This window comes from Pseudomonas sp. KUIN-1 (assembly GCF_009176725.1).
Lineage (GTDB): Bacteria > Pseudomonadota > Gammaproteobacteria > Pseudomonadales > Pseudomonadaceae > Aquipseudomonas > Aquipseudomonas fragariae.
On sequence record NZ_AP020337.1, the window covers coordinates 5,052,416 to 5,069,646 of the forward strand.

Sequence of the window (17,231 nt, forward strand, 5' to 3'; positions counted from 1 at the left end):
TGTCCCTTAGGTTTCTAGTGCCTTGCGTCTACGGCTTGCACCAACAACTTATCCACCCGGCAAGGATTGATATAAGCCGCGCCCTGACGTTTGACAAACCATTTATCCAGCTCGATCAAGGACATCAGATAGACAAACGCCTGGTTGTCTCTGACTGTTATGTCTTCACCGCCGGCAAGGGTTCGTTCGACCACTTTTTTGATCAGTGCTTTTGCAAACACCGGATTAATCAGCTCGATGGCGTCCAGCGCATTTGACTCGCAAAGATGATTGAGATAATCGAGGGCGTGTTCGACAAACGGCCCGCTGTCCGGCGCACGATACGGTGTTTTGGCTTTATGAATGATACGACCCGGCAGAATTCCATCGTAGGCCATGCGCAGCATGTACTTTTCAGTAAAGCCATCGTCAAAACGCAAATTGATGGAGGAGGCGAGTTTCTGCACATTGATGTCGAGGAATGGACAGCGGTTTTCAATACCATGAGCAAGGCCCATACGCTCGCCCTGGCTACTGAGGAGATACCCGGAAAGCAAGGTATTGAACTCCAGCCACTGGGCTTTTTGCGTTGGGCTTAACGCGCTGTACACCGGGTCTTTCGCCACCCATGCCTGAATGCCAGCAAATGGATCATTCTTGGTTTTCAGCAACCGACTGGCAAAGCGCCCATTTTGAAAACGTATTTCGTGGGAGAACAACCCAGGGATTTTTTCTTTCGCATAAGCGTTATAGAAACCCATCAAGTTCGAGTCATTGTCTTCACTGAAGCTTTTCATGTAAGGATACAACTTGGCCAGCAAGCGTTTCTTCTCATCGTGATCAGTGGTGTCCCACTGGGAGCGCAACAGAGTCTCTTTAAAGATGTTGTAGCCCAGAAATACTTCATCCGCTCCCTCTCCGCTCAGAATCGCTTTGATACCGGTCGAGCGAACATGCTTGGACAACATGTACATCGGCACGGGCGCGGTACGAAACAACGGCATTTCAGCATGGAAAACCGTCGCCGAGAAATTATCAACAATGTCTTTATGGTTAATAATCAACCGTTCATGCTTGGTCGAGAACAACGCAGAGACGAGTTGTTGATCACTCGACTCATCCAGGTTCTTATCTTCAAACTCCACAGAAAACGTGCGCAGCGGCTTTTGCTTGATGATCCTTGCCGCAATACTGGTCAAAACGGAGGAGTCAACACCACCACTGAGGTACAGCCCCATAGGCACGTCACTGCGCAGTCTGAGCTTGACCGCCTGCTCGAGGGTGTTGCGGATTTCTTCCTTGGCTTCATTTTCAGTGCCATCAAAATCCACAGCGCGAAAATCCAGGGCGTAGTAGGGCCGGATCTCACACTGAGCCCCTCGCAAGGTCATGATGGACCCAGGTGGCAGCTGACGAATGCCCTGAAACGGGGTTTGCGATGGCAGGGGTGTCCAATGGGCGAGGATTGAGGACAAGGACATTTCGTCAAACTTGAACTCAAACCCTGGAAAGCCAAAAAAGCACTTCATCTCTGAAGCAAAAAGATAACCACCGTCGGTTTGCGTATAAAACAGCGGGCGCTTACCAAAGCGATCGCGCGCTATAAATACTTCATCTTTAACCGTGTCATAAATGGCGAAGGCGAAAGCGCCATTAAATTTTTCCAAGGCCTCATCACCCCACTCCATCCAGCTGCGCAACACCACCTCGGTGTCGGACTCAGTGGAAAAATTGTGTCCCAAGACCTGCAATCGACGCCTTAGCTCGATGTAGTTATACAGTTCACCGTTGTATGAAATCCAATACTGACCTGTGCCATCGCTGAGGGGTTGAATACCTGCCGCAAGGTCAATAATACTTAAACGCATGGTGCCGAGACCCATGGAATTATTGACATAATACCCTGCCTGGTCGGGGCCTCGATGTTCAATCATTGAAAGCATATTTTTTATGACGGTGGTTTCATCGAGATTTTTATTTTTAACACCAAAGAAGCCAGTTATCCCACACATAAAAATAAACCCACCAAAGTTTAAGTTGGCACCCCACACAGAACTGTAGCGCCCTACCGCCTTAGCGAAGGTCGAAAGTCCCAATCACGGCTTGGAGTTTTTTTGCCAAGGCCAACGCGCACGCGCCACAAACACCGAATAATATTACGGAGAAAAGCATCGACAAACTTTAGCTGTCCTGCCTGACTGACAACAGTATCTGATGGACTGGTGGGCCTCTCAACCGCACCTCGGAACTACCGGGTGGCCGTTGCCCGCTTCTCGACAAACTCTACCATATTCTGGATAGAAACCAGCACATTGCCCATCATATCTTCCTGGGTGAACACAATACCAAACTCCTTCTTCAAGAAAGAAATAAGTTGAATATAACCTACCGAATCGATCAAGCCGAGTTTGATGAGATCATCTTGTTCTGTTATATCCTCGTCGAACTCAAATAAGAAATTTTGAGTCAGATAGGATTTGATTTTTTCTTTCATGTATTCACTCTTTCATAGCCATTGCACATTCCACCGCAACGGAGGGACTTTTAAACGCACCCTCAACGAATAGATCAAGCCGACCCGGCCGACTCCAATTCTGCGCGTTCAAAAGGATATGGATGCCAGTCTTCATTATCATGACTGGTCACTGCCAGGCTTTTATCCCGTTCGTAGTAACTGGTAAACTCCGGAATAATAGCTTGAGTCCGACGCATGATCCTGTTGTGGTTCGAGACCAGCGCACCACGCTTGTGCATGGTGCCATTGCAATTCCAGATCAGAAAATCGTCCTGCTTCCAAAAGTGCTCATAAACGTATTGATCTTTAATTTGATGATCAAACAGAAACTTTAAGAGCCTGTAGCTCTCTGACTTACTCAGCCCTTCAACACGCTCCATAGTGTTGTAGTTCAGATAAAGATATTTTTGCCGGGTGATCGGATTGGTTTTAACTAATGGTTGGTTGACCGGTTCAGTACGCTGAGGATCGACAAAGTAGTGAAGCACTCGAAGATTATCAATACGCTTTTTCAGGCTGTCTTCCAAGTCATTATAGGCGGCAACGGTGTCGCAAAATAACGTTGCTCCGCCTTGTGCGGCAGCCAGCTCTGCATATAAGCAATTAATCGTTTCAACGTTTATGGCTTCCGAGTCACCAGTGTGCCAACACGAAGTTCCCTTACCCTTGGTATGATTGTCTTTCTCATCCCATATCGCATGCTCATCCTGAGTTTTGTCGCAAAAATCCGGGCCATTCACAAAATACAAAATCTCCCCATGATTAATTAGCGGCAGCCCATTAGGAATCACCTCGTCATCACCAAAAGTAGTTGTCTCTATCTGCGGCGCCCAAGAGTGTGACTTTAGGTTCGGATTGCCCAGCAGTCGCGTGACTGCGACTTGCTCTCTTCGTGTAAGATTTTGATTCCTGAATAACACAAACCCGCGATATGCCAAGCATTTTTTTATCGCTGCGATTGTGTCAAACGACAGATTTTTGTGTAGTTTTAAATTCTCGATTTCGACGCCAAAACTCTGAGCCGGGTATGATATTTCAAAAGGAACACTTGATAATTTTAAACCCATGACAACCCCCCAGAATTTTAATCTACACTGATTGAGTTAACGCTTATAAATACCTTGAAGCTCGGGTCTGTAAGAATCACCTCACCGCCCTCCTATTCAGATTTCTTTCAGCATGGAGTCAAGAACATCGCCTTGGCCGAACCCAGGGTTTTCGACTGGCTTAACGCTTCAGCAAAAACTATCACTGAATGAAAACACCAAAAAATTATATAAATTCATCCTTGATGTATTTTATTCATTCCGCTTGATCTATTCCTTGATGGCTTCTTGCTCGCCGTTTGCGGGCCACACATAGATAGCCAATCAATATCACTTCATTCAGCTCTTTAATCAGTCCTCTATCCCAGCCATCAATCGTATTCCCCATAGGAAAATCGGCGCCCTTATTGGCACTGTCGGTGGTGCCACCCAAGGGGTCACCTGGGCAATAGCCTTCTAAGGTGACGTCCTGCTCAGAAACCACGATCACCCCACCATCACCCAGTTATCTTGCCGCTGATAGCCTGGAGACGGAGCTTGGACCTCACCCATGCGCCCAGTGTTGGTCGCAGCGGAGAACGGTGCATCGCCCTGAAATAGACAAATTCATCTGCACACTGACCCGCCAGCGAGCACGCAAGGGTGTGTTCATTACCACTTCGGATTTTTACATGGGCGCGAGAGACGGCACTCGGCCTGGATATCAAGGCTGTATTAATCGATGGTGTCGAGCTCGCCCGGCTTATGGCCCGGGCACAACCTGGGCGTGAGCGTTAAGCAGAGAGACGAAATAAAGCAACTCAAAAGCGATTATTTTACTCAGGAGTGACGCGCGGGCTAAAAAGCTAACCACAAGCCGGCTTTTTATTTGTCCGAAGTAATCGTAACGCGTTCGAGAATCCTGCCGGTAGCCTAGCTATTCCGGGGTTTCAGGCATTTCCCTGTCCGATGGTGTTCAATACCATTCGACCTCATCCGACGATGAAGTGGAGGGACAGGTGGGGGGACAAAAGGGTCGACAAGGGAAACCCGCGGCTAAGATAGACCGAGTACCAGAGCGTGAAGTTGCTCGGCATCCAACCGGTAACCACCCCAGTTCGCAGCCCGCAGAACAACGGCATGGCCAAGAGCTTCATGAAGACGATCAAGGGTGGCTGCGTGGCGTAAGCGCCCAAGCCAGATCGAGAAATTGGCTCTGTATAACCTGGCAATGCCTTCGAATACTACAATGAACAGCATCCGCACAGCGCCTTGAACTATCGCTCACCGAGAAAGCTCAGGCGCTTGGAGCCGTATCAATTTGGCAGGGATTGGTGTACGGCTTTACGGGGACAAGTCCACGGCAAGATTGACATACCAAAATAACCGGATAAACACTATAGCCCATGTAGTCGCCCAAACAATGGAGTGCTGGCTAATATGTTTTCAAAAATCCCCTTAACGTCTCTACGATCGTTCGAGTCAGCGGCTCGACTAAGCAGCTTCAAAGCGGCTGCCATTGAACTTTTTGTTACTCCTTCAGCGATTTCACATCAAGTAAAATCACTAGAACACTGGCTCGGCTTATTGCTTTTTGAGCGAGTAGCCAAGGGAGTCACCCTAACGACTGAAGGGCTTGATTTATACAAGAATATCCATCAGCATTTTTCAAGCATAAACCAAAGTCTTAGTCAACTACGCTCACAGACCGACGAGAACGCAATCACCGTCACAACCACCCATGCATTTGCCTCATTGTGGCTCATTCCCAGATTAGGAGATTTCTACCGCCGCCATCCAACGATGCAAGTCAACATCATCACCAGCAAAACACAGGCAGACCTGCACAGAGATGCCAGTATCGACGTGGCTATTAGCAGCGTTTTCAAAGAGGTCCCTGATACCTATCAGCTACATCTAATGGACGAAAGCTTTCTGGCCTATATGCCCTGCAGGACGCCCTTATCTGGAGACACAAGGTCCCCACTCATCAACGTTCGTTGGGAGGCTGATGGCCATAACCCATTCGACTGGACGACTTGGTGCCAAGCGGCGGGACACGACGATTGGCTGGCCAACGCCACGTTCAGGGAGTACGACGATGAACATCATGCTTTGCAAGCTGCAACTTCTGGCTATGGGATGGTGCTCGCCAGCGACGTCTTAGCCGTCGACAGTGTTACCCGAGGCTTTTTAACGCCATACAAGCCCGAGGTTAAACTAACGGGGACCCATTATATCTCGGCCTGTGTACCTGGCAGAGAACGAAATCCGCCCGTCAGGTACTTCCTTGACTGGCTCAGTAAAGAAGCCTCTAAACATCTTGTACTGCAACGCCTCCTCACAGAGTCCATAGACTTTAGCGCACACAAAAATCCATTGAGGAACGACCGGAATCAAAGCATGCTCAAGCTCCAGATATACTAACAATGAGACTGGGAGTTCGATGCTCTGCCCCCCCATCGATGGCGATGGAGACCACGTAGATAGGCATAAATCGCCATTTGCCATCAGGCAGTGACAAGTCACTGAGCTACAGTTGCGACACCGCAAACCATTCAACATCACCTGTACACTAAAACCGCGCAGCCGTACACACACGTTTCTCCAATCGTCGCACACATCAATATCCATCCGTATGCGTCCGACCAAGTCATCTACCCAGCCCACAAAGCCAGGGCATGGTGTGCACTTAAATTTAAGTGGACACCCGTTCTAGCTTTTTAAGCGGGTATTTCATGCAGCCAACACGCCGTTCCTATTCCAAGCCCTTCAAAGCCCAGGTCATTCAGGAATGTGCCCAACCCGGCGCTTCGATTGCCAGCGTCGCACTCAGCCATAGTCTCAACGCAAACCTCGTCCACAAATGGATTCGGCTGCAAGCGCAGAAAAGCCCGGCGCTCCCACCTGCATTTATTCCGTTAGCCATGCCGCCGGCCGGTGCAAACTCCCATGGAGATGCAGTACATCCACAGATCGCGCTCGTTCATGCAAGTCATCAATGTTTTGAGTGATAACGGAGACGTTATACCCTGATTTGGCCAGTCGGCTCACCGCGAGGTGTGCATCATTGGGAGCTGCTTTAGAGACCTGTTGGCGCCGCCACAGGTACCATCCCCATACCAACGGAGGATTTTCACGAAAGGCCTTGGCTGTTTCCATATTGCGCAGATCGTATGAAGCCCAAGTACCGGTCAATGGATCGTTGTACGTGGGGATGCCACTTTCAGCTGAGATTCCCGCACCCGTGAAAATGACGATCTCGGGGGCTTGGGACAGGGCCTTCGCGGCGCTTCCAAATTCAGGCACAGAACATCCAGTCCAGAAGGTTTAACCAGTATTTTGCCCTCTAAGTCCCCCTCGGCTTCACCCGCGCCGTAGCATCCGCCACCAATGGATCATCCGGCCAGTAATGCTTGGGATAGCGCCCCTTCAAGTCCTTCTTCACCTCAATGTAGGTCGACCGCCAGAAGTTAGCCAGATCCTGCGTCACCTGTACCGGGCGGCGTGCCGGGGACAGCAAGTGCAGTTTCAGCACCTGCCGCCCATTGGCAATGCGCGGGGTATCGGACAGTCCAAACAATTCCTGTAACCGCACCGACAGAATCGGCGGATGTTCGCTGTAGTCGATACGAATATTCGAGCCAGAGGGCACTTGCACGGTCTGGGGTGCCTGCGCTTCCAACTGTTGTGGCAATGGCCATGGCAGGAGGTTGCGCAGGATGGAAGACAGGTCGAGCTGGCTGAAATGGCTGAGCCGGGTGACTTTGCCCAGGTAGGGCATCAGCCAGTTTTCGAGTGTCGCCAACAGTTGCGCGTCACTCAGATCAGGCCACTCGCTCGCTGAGCTTTTCTCGATATCCAGGCTGCGCAACAGTGCGACACGCGCCTGCCACTGACGCAGTTCCGCCGTCCAGGGCAGCAGTTCCAGGCCTTTGCGACGCACCAGCGCCAGCAGCGCGTGACTGCGGGTTGCGTCGTCGAGGCCGGTCAGTGGTTCGCGACTGATGATCAACTCTCCGACTTTGCGCTGTCGTTCGGCGCGGAATACACCTTCGCGTTCGTCCCAGTCGATCTGGTCCACGCTGATGACTTGCTCGGCCAACACCGAATCGAACAGTGCCGGATCAAACTCGGCGGCGAGGTAAATGCGTTCTTCGCGCTGGCCCTGACGACTGCCCAAATCCGCGATGACCAGCCATGGCTGTTTCATCAGCGCATCCGCCTCGGCGAACAGTGCCGCGCGACCATTGGCCAGTCGGTATTCGGCTCCGCCCGCTCGGCGTTGCTGTGCGACGCGATCCGGGTAGGCCAGCGCCAGCAAGGCGCCCAGCCAGCGGGAGTGGTCCGGATCGCTGACCGGGCTGTTCGCTGCGCCGCGCAGATAGCCGCGATATTGCCGCGACAGTTGTCTGGCCCGTTGTATCCCGCCTTGTGCGCCGCGCGCCGCGCGTTCGGTGCCGGCCAGCAGAGTCAGGCGGCTGTGCAAGTCCGCCCCAGCTCCGCGCAAGATATCGCGCTCGCCCAGCAAGGCCGCCACGTCGCACGCCAGTTCTCCCAGCCCAAGCGTATGGCCGCGCAACAGCAGATGGGCGATGCGCGGATGAGCAGGCAGCTCAGCCATCGCCTGACCGTGTGGCGTCAGGGCTGGCGGCTGGCCCGGCTGATTGTTCAACGCCTCCAGACGCACCAGCAAATCCTGCGCCTGTGCATAAGCCGCGGCTGGCGGCACGTCGAGCCAGACAAGTTGCGCAGGCGTAACGCCCCAACGGGCCAGTTGCAGCGCGAGCCCGGCGAGGTCCGCCTGAAGAATTTCTGCTGCCCCGTAGGCGGCCAGTTGATCGTGCTGCGCTTCAGACCACAGCCGGTAACACACGCCCGGCTCCAGCCGCCCTGCCCGCCCGGCACGCTGGGTGGCGCTGGCACGAGAGATGCGCTGAGTCTCCAGACGCGTCATGCCGCTGCCCGGATCGAAACGCGGCACCCGCGCCAACCCTGCATCGATCACCACACGCACGCCGTCGATGGTCAGGCTGGTTTCCGCAATATTGGTCGCCAGCACCACCTTGCGCGTGCCCTTGGGAGCCGGTTCGATAGCCGCGCGTTGCGCATTCAGATCAAGCTCGCCATGCAAAGGACACAGCAGAATGTCAGCACGCTCGCCCAGTGCTTCCGCCAGTTGCTGGTTGACCCGACGAATCTCGGCCTGCCCTGGCAGAAACACCAGCAGGCTGCCGGACTCGCTGCCCAGCGCATCCAGTACCGTCTGCACGACACGCGGCTCGACAAACTCACCGGGCTGAAAAGGACGCCCCCATTGCATGCTCACCGGAAACATCCGCCCATCGCTGCGCACCACTGGCGCATCGTCCAGCAACGCCGCCAAGCGCTCGCCTTCCAGCGTGGCCGACATGAGCAGAATCTTCAGCGGCTGATCGTCCCGAAACAGCTCCCGGCCGTTGAGGCTCAGAGCCAGAGCCAGATCGGCATCCAGGCTGCGTTCGTGAAACTCATCGAAAATCAGCAGCCCCACGCCTTCCAGCGCCGGATCGTCCTGCAAACGCCGCGTGAGAATCCCCTCGGTGACCACTTCAATACGCGTCTTCGGGCCGACCCGGCTTTCCAGACGAATCCGATAGCCCACCGTCTCGCCGACCTTCTCGCCCAGCTCGCTGGCCAAGCGCTCCGCCGCCGCCCGTGCTGCAAGGCGACGCGGCTCCAGCATCAGAATGGTCTGCCCTGCCAGCCAAGTTTCCTCAAGTAGCGCGAGCGGCACGCGCGTAGTCTTGCCCGCACCGGGAGGGGCTTCGAGCACGGCTTCATGGCGTGTGGACAAGGCCTGGCGCAGGGCTGGCAGTACGGAATCTATGGGTAACGAGGTCATGGGGGCTCCCGGAGAGATGCGGGAGAGTATACCGGGGTGGGGTTGGGGAATCAGGGAGAGTATTGGCATAACGCTTTAGAAAGCCCTCTCTCTACTCACCCTTCTTAAAAATTTGACACCCCATAACCCTAGACGATTTTCTAGCCTTACATAAACGTCACTAAGCTGCACTTAATGCCACTGACCTTTGTAAATCCTGATACCAGAGCCCGTTGTCATAAGCGATTGTCACCAACGTGGTCTCTGCGTATTCCGGAAGGCAGGCAAGACGCTGAGCGACTGCCAGACATGCCGCTGCGGTATTGCCGACAAAAGTACCGCTCTGAATATAGAATCCGCGTTGCGCTGCCAGCATCTCGCCATGTTCGACTTGATAGCATCTGTTTACCAAGGACCAGTCCAGAAAGGGTGGGCAGACGCCAACCGCCATCCCTTCAAAACGATGGTCTGAAAAAACACCATTCTTGGAGTCGCAACCCGAGGGGTCGACCAAGACAGTAGATACATCGAAACCATTGTCCTTCAAGCCCAAGGTAATACCGGTAAAGCTCGCCCCCGTCCCTGCGCAGCCTATAAACAAAAGCTCTTTGTCGGCCTCAGCTTCTTCTAATTGGCAGGCAAGCTCAAATGCAGTCTGGTAGCGATATGCCTCGATCCCGATTTGGTTATTAAACTGATCGGTATAGTAGTAACACTTGTCCATTTCGACCTGATGCTCCAAATGATGGGCAACGACATCCCTCGGCGATGCGCCTGCGATCAACATATCCTTACCAATCAATTTGGCACCAAAGCATTCCAACAAATCTCTTTTGGTCTGACTAAAACCGAGGCCAACTGCCAGTTCAACCGGAATACCATACGCGTGGCAGGCAGATAACAGACCAAAACCAAAATTGCCACCCGTCTTTTCAATTACAGTAGTTATACCAGGAATAATTTTCCCATTGCGTAGCGCATTTTTTACAATTAAATTAGCTGCGCGATATTTGTGACTACCTCCTGGGTTATTCATTTCCAGCTTGGTTAAAACTCGATCATGAGTTCTGATAAGCACACTCATTTAATGCCTCCCTCCATGGCGTGGCCCGTTTTTTTTTGATCCAACAGCGCAACAATTACAGCTAACAAAAAGATGCATAGCCCAATACAAATAGCGTTGGTACCAAACCAGCCTACCGTGCTGAGCAACAGCGAAGGAGTAAACGCACCGATCGTTGCGAAAACAGCGATAGCAAGGTCGTTTTTTCCCTGCATGCGCAAGGCTTGCGAGCTGCTCTGAAGGGCTTGAGCCAACAGAGCTCCGCCTCCCACATAGGTTAGATTCCAGCCTGAGCCAAGGATGATCAGAGCGAAGACCATGGCGCCGTAAGAGCTTGATCCCATGTTTATGGCTGAGCAGCCGGCCAGCATGAGGACGCCCAAGCAGAGGGTGGTTTTGATCCCTAGTTTCTGGATAATTGCCCCCGTAAAAAAAGACGGAGCAAACATCGCTATCACATGCCACTGGATCGCCAAGCGCACATCCGAAAAATCCTCGTGCATGTGCTTCATGTGCATTGAAGCCTGAATCATCAGCACGTTCATGATTGCGTAGCCTATTGCGGCAACAGACATAGCGATCAACATCGTCGACGTCATCACTTGCGGCGGCTTGGTCTCTGGGCTTCCTCTGGAAACTAATGGCATCACCGGATCGTCAGGCAGGCAAACGGTGACCAGAAAAGATAGTACAGCCAGACCGATGAACGAGGCGTAGCACAATGAAAATAGAGAGTAGCCGCCCAAGTCCCTGAGCACCTCAGTCAGTGTCGGTCCCACCACGGCGGCGATAACCCCACCGGCTACAACCAGAGAGATGGCTTTGGGCTTTAACTTTTGATCAAGGTTGTCGGTTGCAGCAAATCGGTTGAAGTTGGCAAAAGCGATATAAACCCCGAGTGCCGAATGGCTAAACATCAGCATCGGAAAATGCTGGTGCTCGACTGCCCAGAAGCCACTCAAGCCGGATGCCACCAGAGGTATGGCGCCAAACATGAAGGCTTTTTTCCGACCGATCCGGCTCATCAGCCTGGAAGCGGGATATGTGGCCAGCATCAGGAACAGGAACTGTAAACCATACGGCACCGTTGAAAAACGGGCTTCAGGTGCCAGTGCGGAGCCGACAATAGCGGCCATGGTCACGGACATTACAGCGGTGGTCAGGTTAATGGATTGCGCGATGAAATACAGATAGGTGCGTCGCGGAAGCGTACTCATCGTAGGGCGCGCTCATGATAGGGGGACAAATCAATTTCAGCGTTGGGAAAGTCACAGATCAGTCGTTCTTTACCTTTACCCAACCTTTTTCGACGTACGTTCAGGCGGCCTATGGCACTAGGATTAACGAGATGAGTGCCACCGCAGGGAATCTCGATGCCTTGGTAACTCCACATGCGCGCATCCTCAACATCAAAGACCGTATAGCTCTTGATCACGTCGTCGTGGGCGATCAACTCATTTGCGAGTCGTTCTATTTCACTGATGTCATCGCTGCTAAAGGACTCTTCAACAAGAAAATCAAAGCGTGCCGAGTTTTCTTTAATGTGACAGCCGATGGTCCACTGCTTTAGTTCCTCGCTCAGGCTGGTGGCAGCGGCATACAGAAAATGGCTAGCGCTGTGAGATAGACTCAATCGTTCGCGACGCAAAATATCAATTCTAATCAGAGCAGCCATGCCTTCACTTATTGAGTCAAGGAGGTGAAGATCCTCAGGATGTATCATATGGAGGATAACTCCGCCTAACTTTCCGCCCTTGAAGCCTTCCAGGTGAATGGGGGTGCCGTAGAGCTTTTTTACCCAGACAAATCGCACGGTACCAATGGGTAATTCTATAGTACCGAAGTCAGCTTCCTGCCCACCTCCCTCGGGGTAGGCAACCGTACAATCAAGCTCAATAGCGTCTGGGTACAACCGCGTCACTTTGGTATTTGTAGACCCCAAGTACCGATCCTTGTAATACAGTTTTTCCGTGTTACGCAACACATCGTGAGTCGTGGCGATCATTGCTCAATTACCACCTGCAGTGATGTTTTCACTTGCACTCGAGCACCCGAGGGAACGTCTTGGGTGATGATACAGCGCGGTCCAATGAATGCATCGTCACCTATGTTCACCGGACCCAATACGCTTGAAAAAGCGCCTATCTGCACGCGACTGCCTACTTTAGGATGACGCGGTATCGAAGGATTACTGCTGATACCTCTGGCTCCCAGTGTTACACCTCCGAGAATATAACAGTCGTCGCCAATTATGGCGGTCTCGCCAATTACAGTACCGAACCCATGATCGATGATAAGTCGAGCACCTATGCTGCAGCGGAAATGGATTTCTGCGCCAGAGAGCATTTTTCCTCGCCTGGAAATGATGGCTGCCAGAGACTGTTCGTGGGAGTTACAGCTTCTTTTTGCATTTTGGTATACACAGTGGGCCAGGCGGTAATGCATTACCGCTGCGAAGGACGTGTAAGTCCTTGCAATGACCAAAGGATCGCCGCAAGAGGCCGGGTCCTTGCGCGCGAACATCAATAGATCCTCGTGCGACTGCTCGGTAACGTACTCAATGAGAAGGGTTTCTTTTAATTCATTGAACTCCTCTACAGAACAGCATTCCAGCAATGCTGCGATGACAAGGTTCTTGACCAGTTGAAACGACTCCTGACCACCTGCGACGGCGAGTCGGGAAGAAGGTACTGATCGTATGTCCATATTTGGCATTATCTCGATATCCAGTCTCTGATTTCAGGGGCTTCTGCGCAGCTGACGCCCTGTTGGCTCAAATGTCAGCAAGCGCATAATCGCACTCACCCACCCCACAAGCGCGCACAGTCGACAAGCTTTACAGTTAACTGTTAGGGTGTTTTTTCTATCAGTTTTCCGGGTGCTTATGAGCGTTGATGCCCTTTATGACTCGCTGAAACAGCGCCTTGAATCAGGCGAGTGGCTGGCTGGACAACGTATGCCGTCGATAAGGAAGCTGGCCTTGACTACCGAAGCGAGCTACCACGATGCCGTCTCGGCCTATGCTCGCCTGGTGAGTGAAGGCGTGCTGTCGGCTTCTCCCGGACGCGGTTACTTTGTGAGCAGTCATGTCACCCATGTGGATAACGTGCGGGGAATAGAGTGCATGAGCGCCGACCCACTGTTCAGGCTGCTACAGGCAGGGGCGCACTACACCAAGCTGGGATGTGGCTGGCTGCCACCGGCATGGCGAGATACCGAATTGCTGGCCAAGGCCATTCGGCGCACGGCGCGGCTGGAGCAAAGCTCGCTGGCCGAGTACGGTGACATCTCTGGGTATCTGCCCATGCGCAAACAGCTGTGCGTACACCTGAAGCGTCTCACCCGTATCGACATCAGACCCAGTCAGATCCTCACCACTCTGGGAGCGACGCAGGGCCTGGACCTGGTTGCCCGCCTGTTGATCAAGCCCGGTGACCATGTATTCGTGGACGAGCCGGGCAATGGCAACCTGATCCGGTTGATTCAGTTGGCGGGCGGCCATATTGTGGGTATAAAGCGGACTCAGGACGGGCCGGACATCGCCGAGATGGAGAGTTATCTGGCGAAGCACACGGTCAAAGCGTTCTTCTGCAATAGCACCTTCCACAATCCGACCGGCAGCAATATCAGCCCTCACAATGCTTTCAAGGTTCTGCGTCTTGCTGTAGAGCACGAGTTCTTTGTGGTCGAAGATGATGTCTACGGCGACTTCAGCCCCACTGTGCGCCAGACGTTTGCCGAGCTGGATAATCTGGATCGTGTGATCTACGTCGGCAGTTTTTCCAAATGCCTTTCCGCTTCGCTGCGCGTGGGTTATATCGCCTGCTCGCAAGAGCTCATCGAGCCGCTGACACGCTTGAAACTACTGACGTGCGTTGCCGTTCCTGCGTTCTGCGAGCGGTTCGTCAACACCATTCTGGCGGACGGTACTTATGCCCGGCACATGCAGGATGTTCAACAAAGGCTTATCAGCCAGCAGGTCCAGACTCAACGCGCCCTGCGAGCAAGAGGCTGGCAATTCGATATAGCACCGCAGGGCGGCATGTTCATCTGGGCTTATCACCCGGACATCCCTAACCTGACGCCCTTCATAAAGAAACTTGAACAACACAAGATCCTGCTGATGCCGGGCTCGGCGTTCTCGGTGTCGCGCGATTACCAGCGTTTTGCGCGAATAAACTGCACGCATTTTTCCGAGGCAATAGAAGAACGCTTTTCAGTGTGATCAACGAAGAGCAGCGTTTAGTTATCGGAGCTGCTTGCGCGTGGCGCCCCCGGCTCAATAGCACTGCCGCCAGCATGCCTCACGCCGAAAAGTCAGGTCTTGAACTCGTTACCGTTCTCATCAATAACGCCATTGTCGTATTTCGTACGCAATTCTGGATCGGACAAAATCCTGAACGCATTTGAAATTTTTTTGAAACGCTCATTCGCCTCGGCCACGTTGCCCGCGTTTTTATCAGGGTGGTACTTCAACGCGGCCTTCTTGTAAGCCTTTTTGACTGCGGAGAGGTCCGCCGTCATGTCCGAGAGGCCCAAGTGCTCGTACAACTGTTTCACGGGTGGTTTGGCGGGGGCGGAATCGTCCACCTTCGCGGACGCGCCAGTGGGGGGTGTTTTGGGGGGCCGCTCTGTTGACGGCCGCTGAGCGCCCGCATCGGGCTGGGCTTTCGGCGGTGGCGGCGCGCTATTGGCCTGGGGGCGAGCGCTTGGAGGCGTTTGTGGGCGTGCTTGCTGTTGAGTACTTTCAGGTCTCCAGGATGGGCCCGGTGTGGGTCGTCGCACGCGATCGGTGTTCTGCTGACGAATCTCGTTGATCACCTGGTCAGCGATGTCATTCATCAGTTTGTTCAGCTTCAAGTTGCTGGAGAAGAATGCGTAGTTCGCCTCACTGTTGTGCTTGCCATTCTCGGGTTCGGGCCTGGCCATCGCGTCGGCCAGCGTCTTGCCCAGAGAGAACAGCAGGTTGCCCTTGCTATCATTGATGCCCAAAAAGCTCATCACGTTGCGCATCGACTGGTCGCGCTCCCAGACAACGCTGGCCACGTCGAAGGCAGCTCGCGCCAGATTGAATCGGCCTCCCCCTTCGTGCGTCTCGACATGGGTCACCGGTTCCTTGCCGAGCAATGCGTCGAGGATCACCTCGAGGCCTTTCTGCTGGCGCTCGTTGAGCCGGCCTTTCTGCTCCAGCAATGAGCTGTTGACCTGCAACGCCACTTTGCCAGCGATATGGCTGACGACGTTCATCGCGCGGTCTATCGTTGGCTTTGTCGAATCGCTGAGCGCCACTCGCGCCAACGAAGATGCAAGGTTGGTGAGGTTGATCATCTGCTTCTCCGGAAACTCATACCGCCTTGGTGGCAAGCAACGAGATCCGGTTCCACGGGATGTGCAACTCTGCACAGGTGCAGAGCACTGACGCGAGCATCAGCCAGGTTGGCGAATAATGGTCAGCCCGCCCTGGCCGCCATCGCCGTCACTTCCACCCGCATCCCTTCAACCGCCAACGCCGCCACGCCCACCGCTGCGCGCACGGGCCACGGTTTTTTGAAGAAGCGTTTGTACACTTCGTTGAAGGCTGCGCGATCGGCCATGTCGGTGAGGTAGATGGTCAGGTGCATGACCCGGTCCATCGAGCTGCCGGCGCGTTCGAGGGCGTCTTTCAGGGCTCGCAGGGTGCACTCGCTCTGCTCGGTGATGCCGCCCAGTTCCAGGCTGCCGTCGGGGTGGGTGGGGATTTGGGTGCTGACCAGCACGCCGTTGAAGTCGGCGACGTCCGAGGAGATGGACTCCGGGTCGGGATCGGGGGTGAAGGTGATGTCTGCGTTTGCCATGGGTTCTCTGCTTTGCAAAGGATGGAAAACGCCAAGCCTACGCGAGCGAAAGATGGGGGTCGAGCCGTGGGCTTTGGCGCGGAAAGTTGAAATGCGCCGCGTTGCTCTACAGAATCGCGCCCGGACCTGGCCATGCTGTCGGGCGTTTGGGGTGAAAGGGGTTGCCGTTGAACGAACAGAGATTGTCCATGCGCCTTGAGCGTGTGGCGACGCATGTGCCAGCCGGTGCACGACTGGCCGATATCGGCTCGGATCACGGCTATCTGCCGGTGGCGCTGCTGAACCGTGGCGTCATTGCGGCAGCGGTGGCTGGCGAGGTGGCGTTGACGCCGTTCTGTGCAGCCGAGCGCACCGTGCGCGAGAACGATCTGCAGGATCAGGTCAGCGTGCGCCTGGCCGATGGTCTGGCGGCGATCAAAGCGGAAGACGCGATCACGGCGATCAGTCTCTGCGGCATGGGCGGCGAGACGATTCGCGACATCCTTGAAGCGGGCAAGGCGCGCCTGAGCGGTCAGGAACGCTTGATCCTGCAACCCAACGGCGGCGAGCAACCGTTGCGTGTCTGGCTGATGGAGCATGACTACCGCATCGTCAGCGAAGAAGTGCTGCGGGAAAATCGTTTCGACTACGAAATCATCGTCGCCGAACGCACAGGCCCCGTTAAGTACACGGCTGAGGAGCTGTATTTCGGTCCGCTGCAGATGCAGGCGCGCAGCCCGGCGTTTCTGCTCAAGTGGCAGCGTTTGCTGGGCAAGAAACACAAGACGCTGCACAACTTCGAACGCGCCCAGCAAGCGGTGAACGAAGAGAAGCTGCAGGACGTTGCGCAACAGGTCCGCTGGATTACCGCGTTGCTGGCGTGAAAATCGAACTCATGCCCGAACCGGCTCTCCAACCCGCATGATCCGCAGTTCAGGCTTTAAGGGTGTCTACATCTGGTGCAGCCTGAACC

Annotated in this window: 16 protein-coding genes and 2 pseudogenes; 6 read left to right on the forward strand and 12 right to left on the reverse strand. The window is 53.9% G+C overall.

Annotated elements, in window-relative coordinates:
- Positions 1–14 precede the first annotated feature (14 nt).
- From asnB to KUIN1_RS27520, 4 genes are all read right to left on the reverse strand, one after another.
- Complete coding sequence (gene asnB / locus KUIN1_RS22640) at positions 15–2,030, reverse strand: asparagine synthase (glutamine-hydrolyzing) (RefSeq protein WP_231992689.1); 2,016 nt, start codon at positions 2,028–2,030, stop codon at positions 15–17.
- 197 nt (positions 2,031–2,227) lie between these two features.
- Positions 2,228–2,473, reverse strand: a complete 246-nt coding sequence (locus KUIN1_RS22645) for an acyl carrier protein (protein ID WP_003399878.1) — start codon at positions 2,471–2,473, stop codon at positions 2,228–2,230.
- A 74-nt stretch (positions 2,474–2,547) separates the two neighbouring features.
- Positions 2,548–3,561 carry a TauD/TfdA dioxygenase family protein gene (locus tag KUIN1_RS22650; RefSeq protein ID WP_011268960.1) on the reverse strand — a complete coding sequence of 338 codons (1,014 nt, stop codon included), beginning with the start codon at positions 3,559–3,561 and terminating at the stop codon, positions 2,548–2,550.
- A gap of 235 nt (positions 3,562–3,796) precedes the next feature.
- Positions 3,797–4,024 carry a hypothetical protein gene (locus KUIN1_RS27520; protein WP_138947792.1) on the reverse strand — a complete coding sequence of 76 codons (228 nt, stop codon included), beginning with the start codon at positions 4,022–4,024 and terminating at the stop codon, positions 3,797–3,799.
- A 97-nt stretch (positions 4,025–4,121) separates the two neighbouring features.
- Between KUIN1_RS27520 and KUIN1_RS28125 the strand changes: the two genes are divergently transcribed.
- From KUIN1_RS28125 to tnpA, 4 genes and pseudogenes are all read left to right on the forward strand, one after another.
- The gene (locus KUIN1_RS28125) at positions 4,122–4,310 is read left to right on the forward strand and encodes a restriction endonuclease (RefSeq protein ID WP_231992691.1); all 189 of its coding nucleotides are present in this window, start codon (positions 4,122–4,124) and stop codon (positions 4,308–4,310) included.
- A 298-nt stretch (positions 4,311–4,608) separates the two neighbouring features.
- Positions 4,609–4,905 (forward strand): annotated as a pseudogene (locus KUIN1_RS28130) (integrase core domain-containing protein); the annotation flags it as partial.
- A 54-nt stretch (positions 4,906–4,959) separates the two neighbouring features.
- Positions 4,960–5,946, forward strand: coding sequence for a LysR family transcriptional regulator (locus KUIN1_RS22660; RefSeq protein ID WP_024640791.1), 987 nt, complete (start codon positions 4,960–4,962; stop codon positions 5,944–5,946).
- 311 nt (positions 5,947–6,257) lie between these two features.
- Positions 6,258–6,533, forward strand: a complete 276-nt coding sequence (tnpA, locus tag KUIN1_RS22665) for an IS66-like element accessory protein TnpA (protein ID WP_152092454.1) — start codon at positions 6,258–6,260, stop codon at positions 6,531–6,533.
- On the opposite strand, the pseudogene KUIN1_RS22670 reads toward tnpA, so the two are convergent.
- The 6 genes and pseudogenes from KUIN1_RS22670 to KUIN1_RS22695 all read right to left on the reverse strand — a co-directional run.
- Positions 6,454–6,828: pseudogene (locus KUIN1_RS22670) on the reverse strand (SIR2 family NAD-dependent protein deacylase); the annotation flags it as partial. The gene tnpA and the pseudogene KUIN1_RS22670 sit on opposite strands and share 80 nt — an antisense overlap.
- A gap of 40 nt (positions 6,829–6,868) precedes the next feature.
- The gene (gene hrpB / locus KUIN1_RS22675; RefSeq protein WP_103378708.1) at positions 6,869–9,403 is read right to left on the reverse strand and encodes an ATP-dependent helicase HrpB; all 2,535 of its coding nucleotides are present in this window, start codon (positions 9,401–9,403) and stop codon (positions 6,869–6,871) included.
- A gap of 160 nt (positions 9,404–9,563) precedes the next feature.
- Positions 9,564–10,466 (reverse strand): pyridoxal-phosphate dependent enzyme, encoded by a 903-nt coding sequence (locus KUIN1_RS22680; RefSeq protein WP_003399869.1) that lies wholly within the window; start codon positions 10,464–10,466, stop codon positions 9,564–9,566.
- Entirely contained in the window at positions 10,463–11,662 is a 1,200-nt protein-coding gene (locus tag KUIN1_RS22685) for an MFS transporter (RefSeq protein WP_003399858.1), read from the reverse strand. The genes KUIN1_RS22680 and KUIN1_RS22685 overlap by 4 nt, the downstream gene beginning before the upstream one ends.
- Entirely contained in the window at positions 11,659–12,450 is a 792-nt protein-coding gene (locus KUIN1_RS22690) for an alanyl-tRNA editing protein (RefSeq protein ID WP_003399853.1), read from the reverse strand. Before KUIN1_RS22690 ends, KUIN1_RS22685 begins: the two co-directional genes overlap by 4 nt.
- Positions 12,447–13,160 (reverse strand): serine O-acetyltransferase, encoded by a 714-nt coding sequence (locus tag KUIN1_RS22695; protein ID WP_057457729.1) that lies wholly within the window; start codon positions 13,158–13,160, stop codon positions 12,447–12,449. Before KUIN1_RS22695 ends, KUIN1_RS22690 begins: the two co-directional genes overlap by 4 nt.
- A 169-nt stretch (positions 13,161–13,329) precedes the next feature.
- On the opposite strand from KUIN1_RS22695, the gene KUIN1_RS22700 reads away from it, so the two are divergent.
- Positions 13,330–14,670 carry an aminotransferase-like domain-containing protein gene (locus KUIN1_RS22700; RefSeq protein WP_103713585.1) on the forward strand — a complete coding sequence of 447 codons (1,341 nt, stop codon included), beginning with the start codon at positions 13,330–13,332 and terminating at the stop codon, positions 14,668–14,670.
- A gap of 92 nt (positions 14,671–14,762) precedes the next feature.
- Here KUIN1_RS22700 and KUIN1_RS22705 read toward each other — a convergent pair whose 3' ends face one another.
- A complete protein-coding gene (locus KUIN1_RS22705; protein ID WP_103713584.1) occupies positions 14,763–15,773 on the reverse strand; it encodes a J domain-containing protein in 1,011 nt (336 codons plus the stop codon).
- A gap of 122 nt (positions 15,774–15,895) precedes the next feature.
- Positions 15,896–16,279 (reverse strand): RidA family protein, encoded by a 384-nt coding sequence (locus KUIN1_RS22710; RefSeq protein ID WP_011268968.1) that lies wholly within the window; start codon positions 16,277–16,279, stop codon positions 15,896–15,898.
- Between the two features lie 167 nt (positions 16,280–16,446).
- Between KUIN1_RS22710 and KUIN1_RS22715 the strand changes: the two genes are divergently transcribed.
- The gene (locus KUIN1_RS22715) at positions 16,447–17,142 is read left to right on the forward strand and encodes a tRNA (adenine(22)-N(1))-methyltransferase (protein WP_024639692.1); all 696 of its coding nucleotides are present in this window, start codon (positions 16,447–16,449) and stop codon (positions 17,140–17,142) included.
- Positions 17,143–17,231: the final 89 nt, after the last annotated feature.

Coding starts and splice junctions, on each gene's coding strand:
- KUIN1_RS22645 (WP_003399878.1), bottom strand. CDS start 2,473: ATGAAAGAAAAAATCAAATCCTATCTGACTCAAAATTTCTTATTTGAG.
- KUIN1_RS22650 (WP_011268960.1), bottom strand. CDS start 3,561: ATGGGTTTAAAATTATCAAGTGTTCCTTTTGAAATATCATACCCGGCT.
- KUIN1_RS22660 (WP_024640791.1), top strand. CDS start 4,960: ATGTTTTCAAAAATCCCCTTAACGTCTCTACGATCGTTCGAGTCAGCG.
- tnpA (WP_152092454.1), top strand. CDS start 6,258: ATGCAGCCAACACGCCGTTCCTATTCCAAGCCCTTCAAAGCCCAGGTC.
- hrpB (WP_103378708.1), bottom strand. CDS start 9,403: ATGACCTCGTTACCCATAGATTCCGTACTGCCAGCCCTGCGCCAGGCC.
- KUIN1_RS22680 (WP_003399869.1), bottom strand. CDS start 10,466: ATGAGTGTGCTTATCAGAACTCATGATCGAGTTTTAACCAAGCTGGAA.
- KUIN1_RS22685 (WP_003399858.1), bottom strand. CDS start 11,662: ATGAGTACGCTTCCGCGACGCACCTATCTGTATTTCATCGCGCAATCC.
- KUIN1_RS22690 (WP_003399853.1), bottom strand. CDS start 12,450: ATGATCGCCACGACTCACGATGTGTTGCGTAACACGGAAAAACTGTAT.
- KUIN1_RS22695 (WP_057457729.1), bottom strand. CDS start 13,160: ATGCCAAATATGGACATACGATCAGTACCTTCTTCCCGACTCGCCGTC.
- KUIN1_RS22700 (WP_103713585.1), top strand. CDS start 13,330: ATGAGCGTTGATGCCCTTTATGACTCGCTGAAACAGCGCCTTGAATCA.
- KUIN1_RS22705 (WP_103713584.1), bottom strand. CDS start 15,773: ATGATCAACCTCACCAACCTTGCATCTTCGTTGGCGCGAGTGGCGCTC.
- KUIN1_RS22710 (WP_011268968.1), bottom strand. CDS start 16,279: ATGGCAAACGCAGACATCACCTTCACCCCCGATCCCGACCCGGAGTCC.